A 21948-nucleotide genomic window follows, 5' to 3' on the forward strand; every position below is an offset into this window, starting at 1 on the left:
TGTCCTTCCTGCTCAGAAGCGCGGGATGTCCGGATAGGGCACGTGGCCCTTGCTCACCTTCATGCGGCCGTACTCCGCGCAACGGTTGAGCGTGGGGATCGCCTTGCCGGGGTTGAGCAGCCCGGGCGGATCGAACGCGGCCTTGACGCGGAAGAACTGGCGCACCTCGGCAGTGGTGAACTGCGCGCACATCTGGTTGATCTTCTCCAGCCCCACGCCGTGCTCGCCGGTGATGGTGCCGCCCAGCGCCACCGACAGTTCGAGGATCTCGGCGCCGAAGGCTTCGGCGCGCTCCAGTTCGTCCGGCTGGTTGGCGTCGAACAGGATCAGCGGGTGCAGGTTGCCATCCCCGGCGTGGAAGACGTTCATGCAGCGCAGGCCGTAGCGCCCCTCCATCTCCTGGATCGCGGTCAGCATCTCACCGAGGCGCTTGCGCGGGATGGTGCCATCCATGCAGTAGTAGTCGGGGGAAATGCGCCCCGCCGCAGGGAACGCCGCCTTGCGGCCGGCCCAGAAGCGCAGCCGCTCGGCCTCGTCACGCGAGACGCGGATCTCGGTGGCGCCGCTACCTTCCAGCACCGCGCGCACGCGGCCGATCTCCTCGGCGACCTCCTCCGGCGTGCCGTCGGCCTCGCACAGCAGGATCGCCTTGGCATCCAGCGGGTAGCCGGCACGCACGAACTCCTCCACCGCCGCGGTGGCAGGCTGGTCCATCATCTCCAGCCCGGCGGGGATGATGCCGGCGGCGATGATCTTCGCCACTGCATCGCCCGCACGCACGACATCGTCGAAGGCCGCGAGCACGCACTGCGCAAGCTGCGGCTTGGGCACCAGCCTGACCGTGACCTCGGTAAGCACCAGCAGCATGCCCTCCGAGCCGGTCACCAGCGCGAGTAGGTCGTAACCGGGCGAATCGAGCGCCCCCGAGCCGATCTCGACGATCTCGCCCTCGATGGTCACACCGCGCACGCGCAGGAGGTTGTGCACCGTCAGTCCGTACTTGAGGCAATGTACGCCGCCAGCGTTCTCGGCCACGTTGCCACCGATCGAGCAGGCGATCTGAGAGGAAGGGTCGGGCGCGTAGTACAGGCCGTGCGGGGCGGCGGCCTCGGAGATGGCGAGGTTGCGCACGCCCGGCTGCACGATGGCGGTGCGAGCGAGCGGATCGAGCTTCAGGATGCGGTTGAAGCGTGCCAGCGACAGCAGGACACCCCGGGTATGGGGCAGCGCACCGCCCGACAGCCCGGTGCCTGCGCCGCGCGCCACCACCGGCACGCCCAGCTCGAAGCAGATGCGCAGCACCGCGACCACCTGCTCTTCGGTGGTGGGCAAGGCCACCACCAGCGGCAACGCCCGATACGCTGCCAGACCGTCGCACTCGTAGGGGCGCAGGTCCTCGGCGTCGTATATCAGCGTGCCGGGCGGCAGCACGCGGCTGAGCGCCTCGATCACGCGCGCCTTGTCCACGCTGGAAAAGTCGCGCTCGGTCTCGCCGAACGCCAGCACTTCAGCTTCGGTATTCATCGTCTCCGGTCCTCGCCTTGGGCCTGCGGCGGATCCCTTCGCCCGCCACGTCGCGCAAGTATAGGCGCCGGGCAAACGCCACGGCTTGATGCATTTTTGCCGGGGCGTTGAAGAAACTTCGCCACGCCCGACCTTGTATCAGGGCAGCACGCCCTGCAGCCAGTCGACGAAGGCGGCGCACTCCCAGCGCTCGAGTGCTCCCGGCGCCCAGCAGATGTAGTGACCGAAGGGCGAACGCATCGGGCGCTCCGAAAGATTGAGCAGCCGGCCACTGTCGAACCAGGCTGCGCCCAGCTTGTGCCGCACCAGGACCACGCCGAAGCCGCTCGCCGCTGCGTCGTAGGCCAGCCCCAGGTCGTTGAACTGCGCCCCATTCAGCGGCTCGGTGAGCGCGAGCCTGCAATGCGCATACCAGTTCCCCCACGGTTCGAGCGGGCTGCGGATCAGCCGTACGCGGGCGCACTCTGCTTCGTGCTCGAAGCCGTCGAAAGGGCCGAACTCGTCGAGGAAGGCGGGGCTGCACGCCGGGGTCACCACATCGCGCAGGATCAGCCGGTGCTCCACGTCCGTGTAACCCCCCAAACCGTAACGGATCTCGAGGTCGGCTGCTTCAGCGGTGACGTCGCGCAAGGGAATCGAGACGTGCAGCGTGAGCTCGATGTCGGGATAACTGCGACGGAACAGTTCGAGTTTGGGCATCAGGAACTGGCGGCAGAAGGAAGGCGTGACCGCCACCCGCAGGCGGCGCGGCCCGACCGCCGCACGCTCGCCCGGCATCTGCTGCAGCGCCGCGAGCGCGGTGTCCACATGCTGCAGATAGGTTTCGCCCTCGTGGGTGAGGGTGAAATCGCCGCGGCTGAACAGGCGCACGCCGAGGTGGGTCTCAAGCTGGCGGAGCCGATGACTGACTGCACTCACCGTCACGCACAGCTCCTCCGCTGCACGGCTGGCGCTGCGCAAGCGCGCCACCGCCTCGAAGGTGAGCAGGCACTGTATCGGGGGGATGCGGCGTGTTGCCATCGGGACGGGACTCCGGACCATCTGAAGCGCCGCCGCATTATGCGCGCGCCCTTCGTGTGAATGCACCTCAGGCACTGCATCCGCAGTTTGATCGTGCCCGCGTTCTCGTTACCATGGCACCCCCGCCCACGGCCAACGCCGCAGCGAACAATTCGCCCGCAACCGGGTGATCGCCCACATCCGCCCAGATGCCCACACTCCAGCGCCTGCTCCCCTTCCTGTCCTGGCCCGCGCAATGGCGTGCCGCCGGCGTGCGTGGCGACCTGGTCGCGGGGGTGACGGTGGCGCTGGTGATGATTCCGCAGGCGCTGGCCTACGCCAAGCTCGCCGGCCTGCCGCCGCACATCGGTCTGTATGCGGCGCTCGTCCCCGCGGTGATCGCGGCGCTGTTCGGCTCCTGCGGCCAGCTCTCCACCGGCCCGGTAGCCCTTACCAGCCTCATGGTCGCCGCCAGCATCCTGCCGCTGTCCGGGCTTGCCGGGGGCGATCTGCTCGGGCTCGCGCTGCTGCTCGCCCTGCTCTCGGGGCTTATCCAGCTCGCGCTCGGGCTGATGCGCCTCGGCTGGCTGCTGAACCTGCTCTCGGTGCCGGTGCTGATGGGCTTCGTAAACGCCGCGGCGCTGATCATCTGCCTCACCCAGGTTCCGCCTCTGCTCGGCCTGGCCATGCCCTACTCGCAGCACCTGGTGCTGGATTTCGCACACGCCCTGGGCGGGCTCGCGGCGCCGCACCTGCCGTCCCTGGGCTTCGGCCTGGGCAGCCTGGCGGCGCTGGTCGCGCTCAAGCGGCTGTGGCCGCGCCTGCCTGGCGTGCCACTGGTGGTCGCCGCGGCCACCGTGCTGTCGGCATGGACCGGTTTCTCAGCCAGCGGCGGGGCCGTGGTCGGCGAGATCCCGCGCGGGCTGCCCGAACTCAGTCTGCCGCCGATGCGCCTCGACCTCGTGATCGCGATCCTGCCAGCCGCCTTCGTCATCGCGATGGTCAGCTTCATGGAGGCGGCCTCCAGCGCCAAACTGATTTCAGGGCGCACCCGGCAGGCCTGGCAACAGGACCAGGAGCTGATCGGCCAGGGGCTGGCGAAGATGTCCGCCGCCTTCACGGGCGGCATGCCCGTCAGCGCATCCTTCTCACGCTCCGCGCTCAATTATGTGAATGAGGCCCGCACGGGGCTTTCCTCGCTGATCACGGCTGGCCTGGTGCTGCTCGCGCTGCTGTACCTCACCCCGTTGCTGTGGCACCTGCCCAAGCCGGTGCTCGCCGCAGTCATCCTGCAGGCGGTGGCTGGCCTGCTCGACGCCGGGGTGCTGCGGCGGGCCTGGCGTGCAAGCAAGGATGACGGCGCGGCCGCCGCCGTCACCTTCGTCGCCACGCTGGCCTTCGCGCCCAACATCCAGAACGGCATCTTCACCGGCCTCATGCTGTCGCTCGGGCTGTTGGTCTATCGCGGCATGCGCCCACGCGCCGCCCTGCTCGGTCTGCACGCGGACGGCACCTACCGCGACCGCGAGCGCTTCGGGCTCGCCCACCCTCATCCCGAACTGGTGATCCTGCGCTTCGACAGCCCGCTCAGCTTCGTCACCGCTGCCACCTTCGAGGATGCGATGCTCGGCGCCGCGCGCGCGCAGGACAGCGTCCGCATCGTGCTGGTGTCGGCCGCCGGCATCAACGACATCGACGCCACCGGCCTTCACACCCTGGCCGGCCTGATCGAGCGCTTCAACGCCCAGGGCCAGAAGATCGCCTTCTGCGGGCTGAAGAAGCAGGTGATCGACGCCATGGAGCGCGACGGCGTGTGGGCGCGCATCCAGGCGCAGGCGAGTTACCGCACCGAACACCATGCGCTGGACGCGCTGCTGCCCGAACTCACACCGCGTCAGGCAGAAGCGGAATAACGCACAAGCCGCTGATCGGCATTGACTTTCTCCGCCGCCCCCGCTAGAGTGCGCGATTCTTCGCAGACCCATCAACTGGAGCAACACCATGTACGCGGTGATAAAAACCGGTGGCAAGCAGTATCGCGTTGCCGCTGGCGAAAAGATCAAGGTAGAACAGATACCGGCCGACGTGGGTTCCGAAATCACCATCGACCAGGTCTTCATGGTCGGTGAAGGCGACGCCGTCAAGATCGGCACGCCGGTGGTTGCCGGGGCTACCGTCAAGGCGACCGTGGTATCCCACGGCCGTCACGACAAGATCAAGATTTTCAAGATGCGCCGTCGCAAGCACTACCAGAAGCATCAGGGGCATCGTCAGAACTACACCGAGCTTCGCATCGAAGCGATCTCGGCCTAAGGCGCAGGAGGTAATCCGACATGGCACACAAAAAAGCTGGCGGCAGTTCGCGTAACGGCCGCGACTCGGAATCGAAACGCCTCGGCGTCAAGCGCTACGGTGGCCAGTTCGTGCTCGCAGGCAACATCATCGTTCGCCAGCGCGGTACCGAATACCACCCGGGCGACAACGTCGGCATCGGCAAGGACCACACCCTGTTCGCACTCAAGGACGGCGTCGTCCAGTTCGCGGTCAAGGGCCCCTCGCGTCGCCGCACCGTGATCATCGTGCCGGAAGCGGCCTGATCGCGCGCGTTCGATCGCACTGCAGTACGAAAGCCCTATCCTTGCGGTAGGGCTTTTTTGTTTCCGGCGCGCGCTTTGCGGTGCGCGCCACGAAGAGGTTGATCAGGCATGAAGTTTTTTGACGAAGCCCGCATCGAAGTCTACGCCGGAGACGGCGGCAACGGCGCGGCCACCTTCCGCCGCGAGAAGTTCATCCCCAAGGGCGGCCCCAGTGGTGGCGACGGCGGGCGTGGCGGCAGCGTGTACGCCGTGGCTGACCGCAACCTCAACACCCTGATCGACTACCGCTACACGCGCAGCTTCCGCGCCGAGCGTGGCGAGAACGGCGGCAGCCGCGACTGCTACGGCAAGGGCGGCGACGACATCACGCTGCGCTTCCCGGTCGGTACCGTGATCAAGGACCTCGAGACCGACGAACTGATCGCCGACCTCGACGAAGACGGCAAGACGGTGCTGATCGCACGTGGCGGCCGTGGCGGCCTGGGCAACATCCACTTCAAGTCCAGCGTCAACCGCGCCCCGCGGAAGAAGACCATGGGCCAGGAAGGCGAGTACCGCAACCTGCACCTGGAGCTCAAGGTACTGGCCGACGTCGGTCTGCTCGGCATGCCCAACGCAGGAAAGTCGACCTTCATCCGCAGCGTGTCCGCAGCCAAGCCGAAGGTCGCCGACTACCCCTTCACCACGCTTGCACCCAACCTCGGCGTGGTGCGCACCACCGAGGCGCGCAGCTTCGTGATCGCCGACATCCCGGGCCTCATCGAAGGCGCAGCCGAAGGTGCCGGCCTGGGACACCAGTTCCTGCGCCACCTGCAGCGCACTCACGTGCTGCTGCACCTTGTCGACCTCGCCCCCTTCGACCCGGAGGCCGATCCGGTCGCCGACGCCAAGGCCATCGCCGAAGAGTTGCGCAAGTACGACGACGAGCTCTACGCCAAGCCCCGCTGGCTGGTGCTGAACAAGCTCGACCTGATCCCCGAGGAGGAGCGCGCCGAACGCATCCAGGCCTTCCTCGACGCCTATGGTCCCGTCGAGCGCCACTTCGAGATCTCCGCCATGAAGGGCGAAGGGACACAGACGCTGATCTTTGCGGTCCAGGACTTCCTCGACGCCGAACGTGCCCGCATCGAAACCGAGCGCGCCGAACGCCAGGCCACCGAAGCCGCCCGCCTCGCCGCGCTGGAGGCCGCGCGCCTCGCTGCCGATGCAGCTTACGAGGAAGAGGCATACGCCGAGGACGGCGAAGGCGAGAGCGGAGACAGCGACGCCCCCCGCGACGACGAAGACACCCTGCCGGAACACCCGCCGCGCAAGGACTGACTCCCACCCACTCAACCCCTCCACCTTTGCCCCAGGCCCATTGCAAAGATGAGAACCAAGATCCGCAACGCCCGCCGCCTCGTCGTCAAGGTCGGCTCCGCCCTCGTCACCAACAATGGTGCCGGCCTCGACAAGGACGCGCTCGACGCCTGGGCGCGCCAGATCGCCGCGCTGCGCGCCGAAGGCCGCGAAGTGGCGCTGGTGTCCTCGGGCGCGATCGCCGCCGGCATGCAGCGTCTGGGCTGGGCCAAGCGTCCGCATGAGATGAACAAGCTGCAGGCTGCCGCCGCCGTCGGCCAGATGGGCCTGGTCGAAGCCTACGAGAAAGCCTTCACCTGCCATGGCCTGCAGACCGCGCAGATCCTCCTCACCCACGAGGACCTCGCCGACCGCACCCGCTACCTCAACGCCCGCAGCACCCTCACCACCCTGCTGCAGCTCGGCGTAGTGCCGATCATCAACGAGAACGACACCGTGGTCACCGACGAGATCAAGTTCGGTGACAACGACACCCTCGGCGCCCTGGTCGCCAACCTGATCGAAGCGGATGCATTGATCATCCTCACCGACCAGCAAGGCCTGTACACCGCCGACCCGCGCCGCGACCCCGCCGCCACGCTCATCCACGAAGGCCGCGCCGAAGACCGCCAGTACGAGGCCATGGCCGGTGGCGCCGGCACCGGCATCAGCCGCGGCGGCATGATCACCAAGATCCGCGCCGCCCAGCGCGCCGCCCGCAGCGGCGCGCACACCTGCATCGCCAGCGGTCGCGAGAGTGACCCGCTGCTGCGCCTGGCCGCGGGCGAGGCGCTGGGCACCCTGCTCTACGCCAGCAGCACGCCACTGCAGGCGCGCAAGCAGTGGATCGCGGACCACCTGCAGCTGGCAGGTGACCTCGTCATCGATGATGGCGCCGTCGCCGCGCTCAAGGGCGGCAAGAGCCTGCTCCCGGTCGGCGTCATCGAGGTGCGCGGCGACTTCAAGCGCGGCGCGGCGGTCGCCTGCCGCACCCTCACCGGCGAGGAGGTGGCACGCGGACTGGTGAACTACTCGGCTTCGGAATGCCGCCGTATCGCACGCAAGCCCACCGCCGAGATCGAAAAGCTCCTCGGCTACATCGACGAGCCCGAGCTGATCCACCGCGACAACATGGTGTGAGCCGCGCCCTCTTGCCCCGCTCGGAGTGTCGGAATTTTTGACAATCACCCGATTTCGACGCCGAAAATCAGAAACACAGACGTCATCAGAGCAATGCCCCTCTTGCTTATTGCATCTTTTTTCCTATTACTTTCATAGCCTTACGCTTTATATCCAGAAAAGAAAAAAGAAATCGAGCGAGCACAAGAAGACCCTGGCACGCGAAATGCTTTGTCCTTCGCAAGGATTGCACAGGCATCCGTTCCGCGAAGGAGAAGGAAAATGAAAGCGAACACAATCACCAAACGCACGATGAAGCCGATGGCCATCGCTCTGGTCGCCGCATTGGGCGCCTTCGCCGGCAGCGCGAGCGCCGCGATGGTGACGCAGTGGTCCTACTCGACCAATGCGGTCTTCGTGGCGGGCTCTGCGACCTGGGATAGCGGTGGCGGCACGACCACCGAACTTGCATCGGAGCTCTCCTGGGGCACGGCGGGTGGCAGTTTCACCGACGGAACGCGCAGCGCGCTGACCATCGGCGACTTCAGCGAGAGCCCGGAAACCCTCACCGGCGGCGGCCCGGCCACCGGTGAGGTCACCACCGACGAAGACGGAACACTGGCGGGCAGCGAAATCGCGAAGGGCATTTCGATCTCGCACTGGAACAACCCACTGAGTTCAACCCTCGCCACCCTCACCGGTGCAACGATCCTGGACACACTCAGCCTGACGCCGGTTCTGCCGAGCGGCGGCCCGACCGAGCGAGGTCCGGATCTGCAGTTCGTGTTCAAGTTCAGCGAAACACCGAACGCAGGCGGTATTGGCGGACTCTGCGCCGACGGCACTCCTGCAGCAGCGTACCCGGGTGGCTGTCCCGACCTCTTCGGCTATCAGAACCTGAGCATCGTGAACCAGTTCTTCAACTACGATGGCTTCACGTACTTCGTCAGCGTGCTGTCACTGAACTCGGATGGATCGGTTGACAGCATCGGCATCGGCAACCTGACGAACGGTGAGTGCTCGGCACTCGGCCTGTCCAATGGCTGCTTCGGCTTCCGCACTGCTGAAGGCGGTCTCACCACCGAGCGCTTCGGTTTCGCGATCAGCGCCCGCCCGCTGCCGGTGCCCGAGCCTGGCACGCTTGCACTGCTTGGTATGGGTCTGCTGGGCGTTGGCGCCAGCCTGCGTCGTCGCAAGGCCTCCTGAGGCGCAACCGGGTCGTTCAGACCCGGCGCGCGAGCCACAAAACGGGCCCAAAAAAGCCGCTCTCCGGAGCGGCTTTTTCGTTGCGCCTCACTTCATGTGCAGGCGCGGTCGGATGAAGGCCAGCAGTAGCTTCTGCAACGGATTGCGATTGCCGAGTGGACGCCAGGTGAAGCGCAGCTTCTGCCGGTAGGCATCGAAGTGCATGCCCCAGGGCGCCGGCCGCAGCAGTCCGCGCTTCAACAACACCTTGAGCACCGCCGTCCCCATCACCCCCGCGCACAGTTCGCAGGCCATCCCGGTGGACGGCCCGCGCTGCTCGCCAAAGTTCACTGCTTCCGGCGCCACCAGATAGGTCCGCTGCAGCATCGCCGGCGAGAGCCCCGCCATCAGGCGCGCAAACTGTTCCTGCCGGCTCTGCCCCTCGAGGCAGAAATACTCCTCGAAGCTCATCCCGCCCGGCTTGAAGTACAGCAGCGCCACGCCAATACCCAGCGGCGCCGCCGTCAGCGCCGGAATGCCCCGCTCCGCACAGGCGTGAAAGAGCATGCGCCGCGCATCCATGGCGAAGAAGTCGATCCCGTCCACATAGACATCCACCCCATCGAGAAAGGCGTCCACGTTGTCCTGGGTGACGCCCGCCGGAAAGGTCCGGATGTCCGCCTCGGGGTTGATGTCCGCCGCCATGCGCGCCAGCACCTCGACCTTGGGCTGATCGAGCGTGGACATGAACGCGCCCGCCTGGCGGTTGAAGTTGTGCACCTCGAAACGATCGAAGTCCGAGACATGAAAGGCGCCGATCCCCAGCCGCGCAAGCGTCAGCAGATGCGCGCCCCCAACCCCGCCCAGGCCAGCGATGGCGATGCGAGCGCCGCCGAGCGCAAGCTGCTCAGCAGACGAGACCCAGCCGATGTTTCGCGAGAAGGCAGAAAGGGAACTGAAGCCAGCATTCATTGCAGCACCCGAATGTTGAGTTTCTCGGACGCATTATGCGCATTTGCGCCCGCAGATGCTGAAATCGCTACGCGCTGAGAGTGTCGGTTTTTTTTACACCGACCTATCGAACTCGTAAGCGCCAATTTGCATCCACCTAACAATTACCTATATTTCAGCACCTTACGCAAAAAGAAAAGGATGGAACGCGAGTGGCACGGTTCGTGCTTTTCAAAAACTGCCGAACGATCACCACTTCCTCACCGGGAGACACACATGAACAAGACCCTAATCGCCCTTGCAGCAAGCACTCTTGTTGCTGGCACTGCAAACGCCGCGCCGTCGTGCCCTTCCACCGGAGATCCACTCGCAGACTATCAGTGCGTTCAGATCAACACCGGCAACAACGCTTTCGGTGACGGGGTGACTCACTCGTTCTACGAACTGGGAATCACTGGCACCTTGGCGACATCGATCTACACCGGCCTGACTGCCGGCTCGACGATCATCGACACGAACATCCAGAGCGTCCTGAACGGCTACGGGATCACGAGCGGCACCTACAACAACATCGCCACGCCGACCGGACAGGTATCCTTCAGCGACGCAGCCACCGTTGGCCAGCGGAATATCGACTCGCTGAACCCCCTTGACATCGACAATGCGGCGCCCGGCAACGACATCGAGGGCTTCCGACAGCAAAACGGCTGGGGGCTGGTGTTCGATTATTACCTGGAAGGCACCCTTACAGGGGTCGGCCCGAGCTTCAGCACCGGCTACTTCGATATTTTCTACACCTCTGCTGACGCGAATAATGGCAAGCAAGTGCTCCGCGTCGATATCGACGGTTCGGCTCTGAATGCAGCAAACCTGGACCTTTTCGGTCTAGTGAGCTTCGATTTCGACCAGGACGGCGATTCGGATGAGCTCGGCGATACATTCGTCAAAGATTTCTGGAACTGGGCGAGCGGCGAACCGTCCGGTGGCGGCACCTCCTGGGGTGATCTGTTCCTCGCGAACATTGATCAACGGATCACTTTCTCGTTGGACACCAACGTGAATCCGCCCATTCCTGAAGAGCAACAGCTGGCTGCATTCACGACGGAACAGTACGGTACCGTCTTCGCGCGGCAGACGACGCTCGACTCCAGCGTTCGCTTCAACGTTCCGGAGCCTTTCTCCCTCGCACTCGTCGGGCTGGGCCTTCTGGGCTTGGGTGTGACGCGCCGCAGGAAATAAGTCGCAGTTTCAGCTTGGCAGAAAGCCGCACCCCACGTGGTGCGGCTTTTTTGTCCACAGACGATAGGCCAGGCAGATAATTGTCGCTAGACTCCAGAAGCGAATCATTCTCCCTTGAGAACCTTGATTACCTCATCCTTGCAATCCGCCTGGCGCAACATCACCCGCCAGATCCACCGCAGCCGCGCCGCCCTTACGGCAATTGCCTTCGGCGTAGTCGCCATGGTGCTGGCAGCGGGGTTCATCGACTGGAACCTGCGCTTCGGACGCGACAACACGATCGAGTCCCAGCTCGGGCATCTGCAGCTGATGAAGCCCGGCTTTCTGGAGAACGGCCGCGCCGACCCCTACGCCTATCTGCTGCCGCCGCAGGGCGAGGCCGAGCATGCTGCACTGCAGGCGGTGAAGGGCTACCGGTTCACTGCGCCGCGCCTGCTGCTCGCGGGGCTGGCGAGTTCGGGTGAAGTCACGCTGTCCTTCATCGGCGAGGGGGTCGATCCGCAGGCGGAAGCAGGCATGCAATCGGGGCTGCGCTTTCCGCAGGGGCGCAACCTGGCGCCGGGCGAACCGAACACTGCAGTCGTGGGGCGTGGATTGGCGCAGAACCTGGGACTGGAGATCGGCGCTTCGCTGGTGCTGATCGCCAACACCGAGAGCGGTGGCATCAGCGCCGTGGAGGCACAGGTGGTGGGCATCTTCGAGTCTATCTCGCAGGCCTACGACGATGCGGCGCTGCGTGTGCCGATCGGGCTGGCGCGGGAGCTGATGCGAACCGAGGGCGAGCACCTCCGGCTGGTGTATCTGGACGATGTCGGCTCCGTACCGGCCGCGCTCGACCAGCTCTCGCGCAGCCTGCCCGCGACCGAGGTGCAGGTCGTGCCCTGGACCGAGCTGGCCGACTTCTACAACAAGACCGCGGCGCTGTTCGCCAAGCAGGTCGGCGTGATCTACGTGATCATTGCCGTGATCATCGTGCTGTCGATCTCGAACACCATGACCATGATGGTCATGGAACGTGTGGGCGAAATCGGCACCCTGATGGCGCTCGGCATCCGGCGCAGCGGCATCCGCACCCAGTTTCTGCTCGAGGGGCTGATTCTGGGGCTGGTCGGCATCTCCATCGGCCTGGTGGTCGGCGTGCTGCTGGCAACACTCGTGAGCGCGGTGGGGATACCCATGCCTCCGGGGCCAGGCATGAGCTGGGGCTACGATGCGGGCATCCTGCTTTCGGCCCGCTCGCTGCTGACCGCAGCCGGCATCGCGCTGGTGACGACACTGGCAGCGAGCCTCTACCCGTCGTGGCGAGCTTCGCGGCTCGAAATCGTGGACGCCCTGCGCGCCCGCCAGTGAGGAGGCACGCCATGCACAATCTTTCCCGGCTGGCACTGCGCAACCTGCTGCGCAACCGCGTGCGCACCCTGATCACGCTGGCCGCGATCATGTTCGGCGTGTGCGGGCTGATCCTGTCCGGCGGTTTCGTGCGTGACATCTTCGTGCAGTTGGGCGAGGCGCTGATCCACTCCCAGAGCGGACACGTGCAGATCGGCCAGGAGGCGGTCTTCACCCACGGCTCCCGCACCCCGGAGCAATACCTGATCGAGGAGCACGCAGCCCTGCGCAAACAGGTCGGTGCGCTGCCGCAGGTCAAGGACGTCATGGGCCGGATCGCCTTTTCGGGCTTGCTCAACAATGGCCGGACCGACTACCCGATCCTGGCCGAGGGCGTTGAGCCCGGCCGCGAGAACGCGCTCGGCACCCATCTTCACCTGGTCGCGGGGCGCACGCTGCGAGACGATGACCGCTTCGGCGCAATGATCGGCGAAGGCGTGGCGAGCGCGCTGCGGCTCGCGCCCGGCGACCAGGCCACGCTGCTGGTGAGCACCATCGATGGCGCAATGAACACGCTGGATATCGAGGTGGTCGGGGTGTTCCAGACCTTCTCGAAGGACTTCGATGCGCGCGCGGTGCGCATCGCCTTGCCGGACGCACAGGATCTGCTCGCCACCACGGGTGTCAGCCGGCTCGTGCTCGCGCTGCACGACACCGCAAGCACACAAACGGTGGTCGACACCCTGCGCCCGCTCTTGGCCGCGCAGGGGCTTTCCGTGCGCGACTGGATGGCGCTCAACGACTTCTATGGCAAGACGGTGGAGTTGTATCGCCAGCAGTTCGGCTTCCTGAAGGGGATGGTCCTGCTGATGGTGTGCCTGAGCGTGATCAACACGGTCAACATGAGCCTGGTGGAGCGTTCATGGGAGTTCGGCACCATGCGCGCGCTGGGCAACAGCACCCGCACCGTGGCCTCGCTGATCATCGGCGAGTCCGCAGCGCTGGGCTTCGTCGGTGCGACCGGGGGCACGCTGCTGGGGGTGGGGCTGGCGATGCTGATTTCGGGCGTGGGCATCCCGATGCCACCACCGCCGAACGCAGACCTGGGCTACGATGCATTCATACGGATCGTACCCTCGGTGGTGGCCGAATCCTGGCTGATCGGCCTCTCCGCCACGGTCGTCGCAGCGCTCTACCCGGCATGGCGGCTGTCCAGGCTCAGCATCATCGGCGCGCTCAGGACGCGCGAATGACGGGTGGTTCGCCACCCCTTCCAGGTCACGGAGACTATGTTGTCATTTCTCGAAAATCTGAACCTCGGACACGGCTTCCGCAAGTACTTCCGCATTGACGCCGCGCTCGGCGAAAGCCTGCACGATGAGGTGTACCGCATCCGGCACGAGGTCTACTGCGAAGACCTCGGCTTCGAGCCGGTCCGGGACGACAGGCGCGAGACCGACGCATTCGACGTGCACAGCCTGCACTGCCTGCTGCGCACGGTGGGCGAGCCGTTCCGGCCAGTGGGCTGCGCGCGGGTGGTGATGACCAACCCGGACGACCGCGACAGCCTCCTGCCCTTCGAGCACGTGTGCGCGGAGGTGCTTGATCGCAGCATCATCGATCCTTCCAGACTTCCGCGCGAACGCATCGCCGAAGTCTCCAGGCTCGCGGTGCGCAGAGCCTACCGGCGACGCAAGGGTGAAGAGCGGCAGGAGATCAACGACGTCGGCGACGAGGACTTCGGCACCGCACAGCAACCGCGCTTCCCGTACATTCCGGTCAGCCTGTACATGGGCAGCATCGCCATCGCCGCCCGCCAGGGCGTGGACACCCTGTTCGTTCTTACCGAACCGCGCCTCGCCGCCCACTTTGCCCGGCTCGGCGTGCGCATCACCCGCATCGGCGGGCCGATCGAGCACCGCGGCACGCGCGTACCCTCGATGATCGACGTGCAGGACGTGATCGCCAACATGCGCACGCTGATGAAGCCGCTGTGGCGGGAAGTGCACGCTGAGGTCGAAAAAAGCTTTGAGGCAGCGCCCGACTGAGCGCTGCCTCAAAGCAGGCTTCCTTCAACGCGCGCGGCACACGCGCCTTGCCGCGATCCGTCATGCGCGATAGCGGCAACCCCCCAGCAACAAATCCGCACCCGACAAGGCCAGCGTCCCCGGGGCCGGGACGCTGTTCTCAGAAGAAGGCCCGCTAGACGCGGGCCTTTTCGTGCGTGGGTAATGCCGCCCCAGAGTCTCAGCCCTTGAGCGCTTCCCGGATCTGCTCGAGCGTGCTCGGATCGTCGATCGTCGTCAGATCGCCGGCGTCGCGCCCCTCGGCCAGGGCCTGGATGGAGCGGCGCAGCATCTTGCCGGAGCGCGTCTTGGGCAGACCGCCGATGAAGTGCACACGGGCCGGACGCGCGATCGCCCCCAGGCTCTCGTCCACCTTCTTCATGACCTCTTTCTCCAGCGCGGCGCGCTTCTCGGCCGTGTCGACCGTGCTGGCATCCTTGACCACCGCAAAGGCCATGGGCATCTGCCCCTTGAGCTCGTCCGCCACGCCCACCACCGCCACCTCGGCGATCGCCGGGTGGGTCTGCACCGCCTCCTCGATCTCGCGCGTGCCGAGACGGTGGCCGGCAACGTTGATGACATCATCCATGCGGCCGAGGATGGTGAAGTAGCCCTTGTCGTCCTTGATCCCCCAGTCGGACGAGGAATACACCACCGGGTCGGAGAACAGGCTGAAGTAGGTGCTGACGAAGCGCTCGTCCTGGCCCCACACGGTCGACAGGCAGCCGGGCGGCAGCGGCGGCAGGATGCCGACGATGCCCTTCTCGTTGGCGCCGCACTCGCTGCCGTCCTCACGGAAGATGCGCAGGTCGTAGCCGTACACCGGGAAGGCGGGCGAACCAAGCTTGATCGGGCTGTCCTCGATACCGCGGCAGATGGCGAGCATCGGCCAGCCGGTCTCGGTCTGCCAGTAGTTGTCGATGACCGGGATGCCCAGCTCGTCCATGATCCACTTGTGGCTCGTCTCGTCGAGCGGCTCGCCAGCCAGGAACAGGTGCTTGAGCGAGGACAGGTCGTACTTCTTGAGGAAGGCCGGGTCCTGCTTCTTCAGTACGCGCACCGCGGTGGGTGCGGAGAACATCACGCTGACCTTGTACTTTTCGACGATCTGCCACCAGATGCCGGCGTCGGGGCGCAACGGCGTGCCTTCGTACATGATCGTGGCCATGCCGGCGACCAGCGGGCCGTAGATGATGTAGCTGTGGCCGACCACCCAGCCGATGTCCGAGGTCGAGAACATGGTCTCGCCTGCGCCGCCAGTGAAGATGTGCTTCATGGACGCGGCCAGGGCCACGGTGTAGCCGCCGGTGTCGCGCTGCACGCCCTTGGGCTTGCCTGTGGTGCCGGAGGTGTAGAGGATGTAGCTCGGCTCGGAGGATTCGACCCACGTCACCGGCACCTGGGCGTCCATGTGCTTGGCGCGCAGCTCGGCATAGTCGACGTCGCGGCCCTCAACACGCGGAAAGCCCTTGTCCAGGCCGCGGTCAACGATCAGCACCTTGGCGGGCGGAAACTCGGCCAGCTTGCAGGCCTCGTCCACCAGGTGCTTGTAGGGGACCGGCTTGCCGTTGCGCATGCCGGCGTCCGAACTGACCATCAGCACCGGCTTGGCGTCGTCGATGCGCGTGGCAAGCGAGCCCGCCGCAAAGCCGCCGAACACCACCGAGTGGATCGCGCCGATCCGCGCGCACGCCAGCATCGCGAAGGCTGCCTCGGCGATCATCGGCATGTAGATCAGCACGCGGTCGCCGCGCTTGACGCCGAGTTCCTGGTAGATCGCCGCCATGCGCTCGACTTCGCGCTGCAGCTCAGCGAAGGAGTAGACCTTCTCCTCGTTGGTCTCGGTCGAGATGTACACCAGCGCGCGGTCGTTCGGGCGCGCGGCGGCGTGGCGGTCGACCGCGTTGTAACACAGGTTGGTTTCGCCGCCCTTGAACCACTTGACGAACGGCGGCTTGGAAAAGTCGCAGATCTGCTCTGCGGGCTTGTTCCAATGCACGAGTTGGGCCTGCTCGGCCCAGAATCCGTCACGGTCTTCGATGGAACGGCGGTGAAACTGCGGGTAGTTGCTCATTGATTCCTCTCCCTTCAATGTTTCTGGAACGCAATTGACGTGAGACCCGCAGTGCAGCGCCGGGATAGCGCCGCAATGCAGGCCAACACACCTTTATCAGACGACGGTGCGCGTAAACCCACCCTCGTCCTTGCCGGATCCGCTCTTGTCATGGAACTCGCCGAGTCGGGCGAGCGGTATGCCGGCATGAAGCCTTGATTCTAGCAATTCGAGCAGCGGCATCAGGGCACCGACGATCTGCGGCAATTGCGCCGCGACCTCTTCGCGCTCACCTGCGCGCAACTGCCGTAAAACGTGGTCGATGCTGGGCGCACGCCCGAGCATGCGCTCAACCTCGTCCGGGTCGACCTCTCCGTCCCGGCCCACCACCCGGTTGCCGCCATGAGCGCGGGCCTGGGCTGCACGTTCGAGCGCCAGCGCCAGCAGTTCGCTGACCACCTCGCGCCCATCGCTCATCGCGTTGGCCACTCCGATGCTCAGGGTGACGCGGATACGTTCCTCGCGGTACACCATGACGAGCCGTTCCACGCTGCTTCGCACACGCAGGGCAAAGGCGCAGCTCGATATCCGGTCGATACCGGGCGACAGCAATACGAACTCGGAGGCGGAATGCTGGGAAAGCGTATCTTCCGTACGGATGCGCCCGGCGAGCATCTTGCCGAGCTTGCGCAGCACGAGTTGCGCCACTTGCTCACCATAGCGCTGCTCGAGCGCATCGAACTGATCGACTCGCACCACCATGGCGCTGATGTCGCCCCCCTGACGCCGGGCTTCGGCCACCCCCTGCACCGCACGCTGCTTGAGATACGCCGGGCTCGCCAACCCGGTTTCCGTATCCACTACGGCAGCCGCGCCCTGATCTGCATGCGCCGCGCGGTTGCGCTCAAGCTCGCTTTGCGCCTTGGCAAGGCGAACGAGCGACGAGAGCGTGGCGATGAGTTCGACGCTGCCCGTACCCTTGGCGATGAATCCATTGGCACCCAGCGTCAGCGCACGCTCGCGGGCGGATTCGTCCTCGTCGCCCGAGATGATGACGACCGGCAGGTCGCGCACACGCGACACCCTGGAAGCGCGGATGCGCTCGAGCAGGCCATAGCCGTCCAGCCTGGGCATGCCGATATCGGTCAGTACGAGTTCGATGTCGGGGTCTACGAGCAGCGTCTGCCACCCCGCCTCGCCATCGGCTTCTTCACGCACCTCGAAGCGGCCACGAATGTGCTTGACGATGGTCGCACGAACCATGCGCGAATCGTCCACGACGAGGATGCGGGGCAGCTTGCCGTCTTCGTTCATCTCCCCCTCCATGCCCGTGTTCGCCTCAGGCTCCGCGACCCGGTACACAGCCGCCCTGGCCAGCAAGCGCGCGCCTGGTGCCCTCATCGATCTGGAAGGCCTTGAAGGGGCTCATCCGGTAGTCTCCTCGTCCTGTATCCGTCAGCGCATGCGCCGCGTCATGCATAATTATAGCCACAACTCGCGGCCGCCCCGCCGCATCGTGAATTCAGCACGTGACGCGCTCAAGAAGAGCGTTCAGACTGCCGTAATCTGACCCGTACACACCCCATGCCGCACCACGAGGCCCGTATGCCTTTGCTGCATTCTCCCCTTTCGTCGGTCTCCGCGTATGTGGACGCGTTCTCCGCGACCTCGCTGCCGGTGCTCCGCCATACAGTACGTGCGCTCGAGACATTGAGAGACAGCGGCGAATCGATCAATGCCCGCAAACTCTCGGGCATCGTGCTGACCGACCCCTTGATGACGCTGCGACTGCTCTCGTACCTCGAACGTCATCGCCGAGCGTCGCAGAACCACGACATCACGACCATCGAACGTGCAGTAATGATGATGGGCGTGGAGCCCTTCTTCAAGGCCTTCGACGAACTGCCCACGGTCGAGGACGCGCTCGCCGCGCACCCCAGAGCACTCGTGGGCGTGCTTCGGGTCATCGGAAGGGCGCGCAGGGCGGCCGAGTACGCGCGCGACTTTGCCGTGCTGCGCCGCGACCTCGACGTGCAGGAGATCACCGTCGCGGCGCTGCTGCACGACACCACCGAGATCGTCACCTGGATTCACGCGCCCACGATGAGCCTGGAGGTCCTGCGCCGCCAGCAGGCACAGCCCGGGTTGCGATCGGCCGAGGCCCAGCGCGCCGTGTTCGGCGTCACCGCTGCCGAACTGCAGCTCGCGCTGGTTCGCGCCTGGCACATGCCGCAGTTGCTGGTGGCCCTGCTGGACGACCGCGAGCAGCAGAACCCGCGCGTACGCACGATCCGGCTGGCGGCCGACTTCACGCGCCACCTCGCCCATGGCTGGGATGATCCAGCACTGCCTGATGACCTCGCCGCACTCGAGGATCTGCTTCATCTGGGACCCGAAACCCTCCTCACCCGCCTCGGCGCGCCCGAAGAGGCGCTCGAGCGCCTGCTCGCGCCACCCGCTGGCGGCTGAGCCCGCGCGGGGTCAGCCGCACATCAGGAGCAGGCTGCCGAAATCCAGCAGCAGTGCGGGATGCTGATAGGCGGCGAAAATCACCCCCAGCACCAGCGCAGCAAGCGCAATCAGCACGATCCGCAGCCACGCGTGCATCAGCGTGCCGCCGTTCGCAGCAGCGGCGCTTCACGCACCGGCAGCGACAGCGCGGCCGCCATCACCGACAGCGCAATCGACAGCCACCAGGCCATCAGATAGGAGCCGCTCAGGTCGAAGATCCGCCCGCCCAGCCAGGCGCCGAGAAAGCCGCCGATCTGATGGCCGAGGAAGACGATGCCGTACAGCATGCCCATGTAGCGCAGACCGAAGATATGCCCGACCAGGCCGCTGGTCAGCGGCACCGTGCCCAGCCACAGCAACCCCATCACCGCCGCGAACAGATAGAGCGTGAGCTGCGAGAGCGGAAACAGCAGCAGCGCAAGGATCGCCACGATACGCAGCGCATAGATGCCCGCGAGCAGCCCCTTCTTGCTGTAACAGCCGCCCAGCCAGCCCGACAGGAAGGAGCCGAAGATGTTGAACAGACCGATCAGCGCCACCGCAGTCATGCCGATGTTGGCCGACATGCCGCTATCGACCACGAATGCGGGCAGGTGCAGCATGATGAAGGCGGTCTGGAAGCCGCACACGAAGAAGCTCCAGAACAGGTAATGAAAGCTGGGCGTGCGCATCGCCTCGCCGAGCGCCTGGCGCAGCGACTGCTCCACACCGCCGCCACGCTCGCTGGTGCCGGTCACGGCCGCGGCAAGCGGAATGATCAGCGCAATGCCGAGTGCGAGCCACAGCAGGGCATCCTGCCAGCCGACCATGCTGATCAGCCCCTGCCCCACCGGCAGCACCGCGAACTGGCCGAAGCTGCCTCCGGCGGAAGCAAGGCCGAGGGCCATGCTGCGTTTCTCCGGCGCCGCCATGCGACCGACCACGCCCAGCACCACGCTGAAGGTGGTGCCCGACAGGCCCATGCCAACCAGCAAGCCCGCGCCCACGTTGAGTCCGAGCGCGGTGTCGGCATGGGCCATCACCACCAGCCCGAGGATATAGAGCAGCGCACCGCCGACCAATGTGCGGCCCGCACCGTGGCGGTCGGCGAAGGCCCCGGCGAAGGGTTGGAACAGGCCCCACAGCAGGTTCTGCAGCGCAATCGAGAAGGAGAACAGCTCGCGCGACCAGCCTTGGTCGAGCGTCATCGGCTGCAGGAACAGTCCGCCCGTGTGGCGCACCCCCATGGCCAGCGTAAGGATCAGCGCGCCACAGACGAGCACCACGGCGGGCCTGCGCAGAAATGAGGAGGAATCGGGGGTCAAGGCTGCAGTTTTCCGTTATCTGGCACCCTTTATTGAGTGCGACTGTGGCATGCGTAACGCTTGTGGCAAGGACGGGAGTATATGATGCAGCCCGAACGAACAGGAGTCCCATATGAGCATCGGCACTGCAGTCTTTCTCGGCCTCATCGTCCTTGCCCTGGTGTACGGCATCGTGGTCTACAACGGCCTGGTGCAGCTCAAGCACAACCTCTCCAAGGCCTGGGCCAACATCGACGTGCTGCTCAAGCAGCGCCACGACGAGCTGCCAAAACTGGTCGAGGTTTGCCGCCAGTACAAGCAGTTCGAGCAGGAAACACTGGCACGGGTAACCGAAGCACGCGCACGTGTGGCGAAGGCGCGCGAGGCGCACGACGTACCCGCGCTGGGTGCCGCCGAGAACCTGCTGCGTGCCGGACTCGGGCAGATCTTCGCGGTGGCCGAGGCCTACCCCGAGCTCAAGGCCAACGAGCATTTCATGCAGTTGCAGACACGCATCACCGCACTGGAGAACGGGATCGCTGACCGGCGTGAGTGGTACAACGAGTCGGTGAATCTGCACAATGTCCGCATCGAGCAATTCCCGGATCTGATCATCGCCCGCCTGTTCGCCTACAGCGAGCAGCCGCTGCTGCAGTTCAGCACCGAGGAAAAGGCCGACGTCGACCTGAAGGCCCTGTTCCGCGCCTGACCTGGCGGCACCCTCTGCCTATCGCCACACGTCGGCCTGAGCCATGCTCGTGCATCTGCGCCATGTGCGCACCGACCTCGCGCTGCCCGCAATCCAGCTCGCGGCCGTCGCCCTCGCCTTGCGCTTCAGCGAAGGGGCAGGCACGGCGGTTGCGATCGCACTGCTGCTGGGCACCGGCCTGCTCGGCTGGGTGCGCGCCCTGCGCCATGCGCGCCTGATCGCCGACACACCGACCGCACGCATTGCGTCTGCCGCCCAGGGCTACACCGAACTGCAGGGCCGTGGTCAGCCGCTGGACGGCATGCCGCTGCTCTCCCCGGTGAACGGCCTGCCGCTGCTGTGGTACCGGCTGGTCACCGAGCGCCGACAGTCGGACGGCAAATGGCGTGTGACCGGCACGGAAACCAGCGACGCGTCCTTTTTGCTCGACGACGGTAGCGGCCAGTGCGTGGTGGACCCGGACGGCGCCGAGATGCTGGTGCGCCGCTGCGACGTTTTCCGCAACGGCGACCTGCGCTACCGCCAGTGGTCCCTGATCCGCCACGACCGCATCTATGTGCTGGGCGACTTCGCCACCCTGGGCAGCGCCGATGTCGCGACCGATAGCGCCGCGCAGGTCAGGGAATTGCTCGCACAGTGGAAGCTGAACCACCCCGAGTTGCTGGCCCGCTTCGACCTCGATGGCAATGGCGAGATCGACATCCGCGAATGGGAGCTGGCCCGCGCGCAGGCCAGGCGCGAGGTGCGACGGATGCAGACGGAGGCCCTGGCCGCACCCGATCTGCACGTGGTGCATCGCCCGGACGGGCGCCGCCTGTTCCTGATTTCCGACCGCGACCCGGAAGAGATCGGCCGCAACTACCGCTGGCTGGCCGCATACCACGCCGCGGTGTTCGTCGGTGCGGCAGGTGCCGGGGCCTGGTTCGTGCAGATTGGCGTGATCTGAAGTCCATCATCTTGCCGCGAACGTTCACCCGCGACACCCCGTGGGCGCGCGCTCGCGAACGCCGCAGGTTGAACGGCTGCATGCGCGCGCACGTCCGCC

The 21948-nt window shown here is 65.8% G+C and carries 20 protein-coding genes; 13 read left to right on the plus strand and 7 right to left on the minus strand.

Annotation, left to right across the window (positions count from 1 at the left end; genetic code table 11):
- Window positions 1–12: 12 nt before the first annotated feature.
- Together ACUH78_RS14560 and ACUH78_RS14565 are read right to left on the minus strand one after the other, a co-directional pair.
- Window positions 13–1524, minus strand: coding sequence for an FAD-linked oxidase C-terminal domain-containing protein (locus ACUH78_RS14560; protein WP_445333829.1), 1512 nt, complete (start codon window positions 1522–1524; stop codon window positions 13–15).
- Between the two features lie 138 nt (window positions 1525–1662).
- On the minus strand, window positions 1663–2544 hold the full coding sequence (locus ACUH78_RS14565; RefSeq protein WP_445333828.1) for a LysR substrate-binding domain-containing protein: 882 nt from the start codon (window positions 2542–2544) through the stop codon (window positions 1663–1665).
- A gap of 188 nt (window positions 2545–2732) precedes the next feature.
- Between ACUH78_RS14565 and ACUH78_RS14570 the strand changes: the two genes are divergently transcribed.
- The 6 genes from ACUH78_RS14570 to ACUH78_RS14595 all read left to right on the plus strand — a co-directional run bounded on the left by ACUH78_RS14570 (window position 2733) and on the right by ACUH78_RS14595 (window position 8783).
- On the plus strand, window positions 2733–4436 hold the full coding sequence (locus tag ACUH78_RS14570; RefSeq protein ID WP_445333827.1) for a SulP family inorganic anion transporter: 1704 nt from the start codon (window positions 2733–2735) through the stop codon (window positions 4434–4436).
- Between the two features lie 88 nt (window positions 4437–4524).
- On the plus strand, window positions 4525–4836 hold the full coding sequence (gene rplU, locus ACUH78_RS14575; protein WP_297358894.1) for a 50S ribosomal protein L21: 312 nt from the start codon (window positions 4525–4527) through the stop codon (window positions 4834–4836).
- A gap of 20 nt (window positions 4837–4856) precedes the next feature.
- Window positions 4857–5120 (plus strand): 50S ribosomal protein L27, encoded by a 264-nt coding sequence (gene rpmA / locus ACUH78_RS14580; protein WP_324526200.1) that lies wholly within the window; start codon window positions 4857–4859, stop codon window positions 5118–5120.
- A gap of 108 nt (window positions 5121–5228) precedes the next feature.
- Window positions 5229–6440, plus strand: coding sequence for an Obg family GTPase CgtA (gene cgtA, locus ACUH78_RS14585; protein WP_445333826.1), 1212 nt, complete (start codon window positions 5229–5231; stop codon window positions 6438–6440).
- A 48-nt stretch (window positions 6441–6488) separates the two neighbouring features.
- On the plus strand, window positions 6489–7598 hold the full coding sequence (proB, locus tag ACUH78_RS14590; protein ID WP_445333825.1) for a glutamate 5-kinase: 1110 nt from the start codon (window positions 6489–6491) through the stop codon (window positions 7596–7598).
- Between the two features lie 261 nt (window positions 7599–7859).
- Window positions 7860–8783 (plus strand): THxN family PEP-CTERM protein, encoded by a 924-nt coding sequence (locus ACUH78_RS14595; RefSeq protein WP_445333824.1) that lies wholly within the window; start codon window positions 7860–7862, stop codon window positions 8781–8783.
- 87 nt (window positions 8784–8870) lie between these two features.
- Here ACUH78_RS14595 and ACUH78_RS14600 read toward each other — a convergent pair whose 3' ends face one another.
- On the minus strand, window positions 8871–9734 hold the full coding sequence (locus tag ACUH78_RS14600) for a ThiF family adenylyltransferase (RefSeq protein ID WP_445333823.1): 864 nt from the start codon (window positions 9732–9734) through the stop codon (window positions 8871–8873).
- A gap of 255 nt (window positions 9735–9989) precedes the next feature.
- Between ACUH78_RS14600 and ACUH78_RS14605 the strand changes: the two genes are divergently transcribed.
- The 4 genes from ACUH78_RS14605 to ACUH78_RS14620 all read left to right on the plus strand — a co-directional run bounded on the left by ACUH78_RS14605 (window position 9990) and on the right by ACUH78_RS14620 (window position 14329).
- Window positions 9990–10952 carry a PEP-CTERM sorting domain-containing protein gene (locus ACUH78_RS14605; protein ID WP_445333822.1) on the plus strand — a complete coding sequence of 321 codons (963 nt, stop codon included), beginning with the start codon at window positions 9990–9992 and terminating at the stop codon, window positions 10950–10952.
- 123 nt (window positions 10953–11075) lie between these two features.
- Complete coding sequence (locus ACUH78_RS14610) at window positions 11076–12302, plus strand: ABC transporter permease (RefSeq protein ID WP_445333821.1); 1227 nt, start codon at window positions 11076–11078, stop codon at window positions 12300–12302.
- Window positions 12303–12313: 11 nt separating this feature from the next.
- Window positions 12314–13534 (plus strand): ABC transporter permease, encoded by a 1221-nt coding sequence (locus tag ACUH78_RS14615; protein ID WP_445333820.1) that lies wholly within the window; start codon window positions 12314–12316, stop codon window positions 13532–13534.
- 39 nt (window positions 13535–13573) lie between these two features.
- Window positions 13574–14329, plus strand: a complete 756-nt coding sequence (locus ACUH78_RS14620; RefSeq protein WP_445333819.1) for a PEP-CTERM/exosortase system-associated acyltransferase — start codon at window positions 13574–13576, stop codon at window positions 14327–14329.
- 199 nt (window positions 14330–14528) lie between these two features.
- On the opposite strand, the gene ACUH78_RS14625 is transcribed toward ACUH78_RS14620, so the two are convergent.
- The gene (locus tag ACUH78_RS14625; RefSeq protein ID WP_445333818.1) at window positions 14529–16421 is read right to left on the minus strand and encodes a propionate--CoA ligase; all 1893 of its coding nucleotides are present in this window, start codon (window positions 16419–16421) and stop codon (window positions 14529–14531) included.
- 96 nt (window positions 16422–16517) lie between these two features.
- The gene (locus ACUH78_RS14630) at window positions 16518–17714 is read right to left on the minus strand and encodes a GGDEF domain-containing response regulator (RefSeq protein ID WP_418363320.1); all 1197 of its coding nucleotides are present in this window, start codon (window positions 17712–17714) and stop codon (window positions 16518–16520) included.
- Window positions 17715–18005: 291 nt separating this feature from the next.
- Here ACUH78_RS14630 and ACUH78_RS14635 point away from each other — a divergent pair, with 291 nt between their 5' ends.
- Window positions 18006–18869 carry an HDOD domain-containing protein gene (locus ACUH78_RS14635; RefSeq protein ID WP_445333817.1) on the plus strand — a complete coding sequence of 288 codons (864 nt, stop codon included), beginning with the start codon at window positions 18006–18008 and terminating at the stop codon, window positions 18867–18869.
- Window positions 18870–18881: 12 nt separating this feature from the next.
- Here ACUH78_RS14635 and ACUH78_RS14640 read toward each other — a convergent pair whose 3' ends face one another.
- Window positions 18882–19007: a hypothetical protein gene (locus ACUH78_RS14640; RefSeq protein WP_418363322.1), complete on the minus strand. Its 126-nt coding sequence runs from the start codon at window positions 19005–19007 to the stop codon at window positions 18882–18884.
- Entirely contained in the window at window positions 19007–20215 is a 1209-nt protein-coding gene (locus ACUH78_RS14645; protein ID WP_418363323.1) for an MFS transporter, read from the minus strand. The genes ACUH78_RS14640 and ACUH78_RS14645 overlap by 1 nt, the downstream gene beginning before the upstream one ends.
- Window positions 20216–20327: 112 nt before the next feature.
- Here ACUH78_RS14645 and ACUH78_RS14650 point away from each other — a divergent pair, with 112 nt between their 5' ends.
- Both ACUH78_RS14650 and ACUH78_RS14655 read left to right on the plus strand, forming a co-directional pair.
- A complete protein-coding gene (locus tag ACUH78_RS14650; RefSeq protein ID WP_418363324.1) occupies window positions 20328–20903 on the plus strand; it encodes a LemA family protein in 576 nt (191 codons plus the stop codon).
- 43 nt (window positions 20904–20946) lie between these two features.
- Window positions 20947–21849, plus strand: a complete 903-nt coding sequence (locus ACUH78_RS14655; protein WP_445333816.1) for a hypothetical protein — start codon at window positions 20947–20949, stop codon at window positions 21847–21849.
- Window positions 21850–21948 lie beyond the last annotated feature (99 nt).

Source organism: Thauera sp. ZXT1-4, from assembly GCF_052598215.2.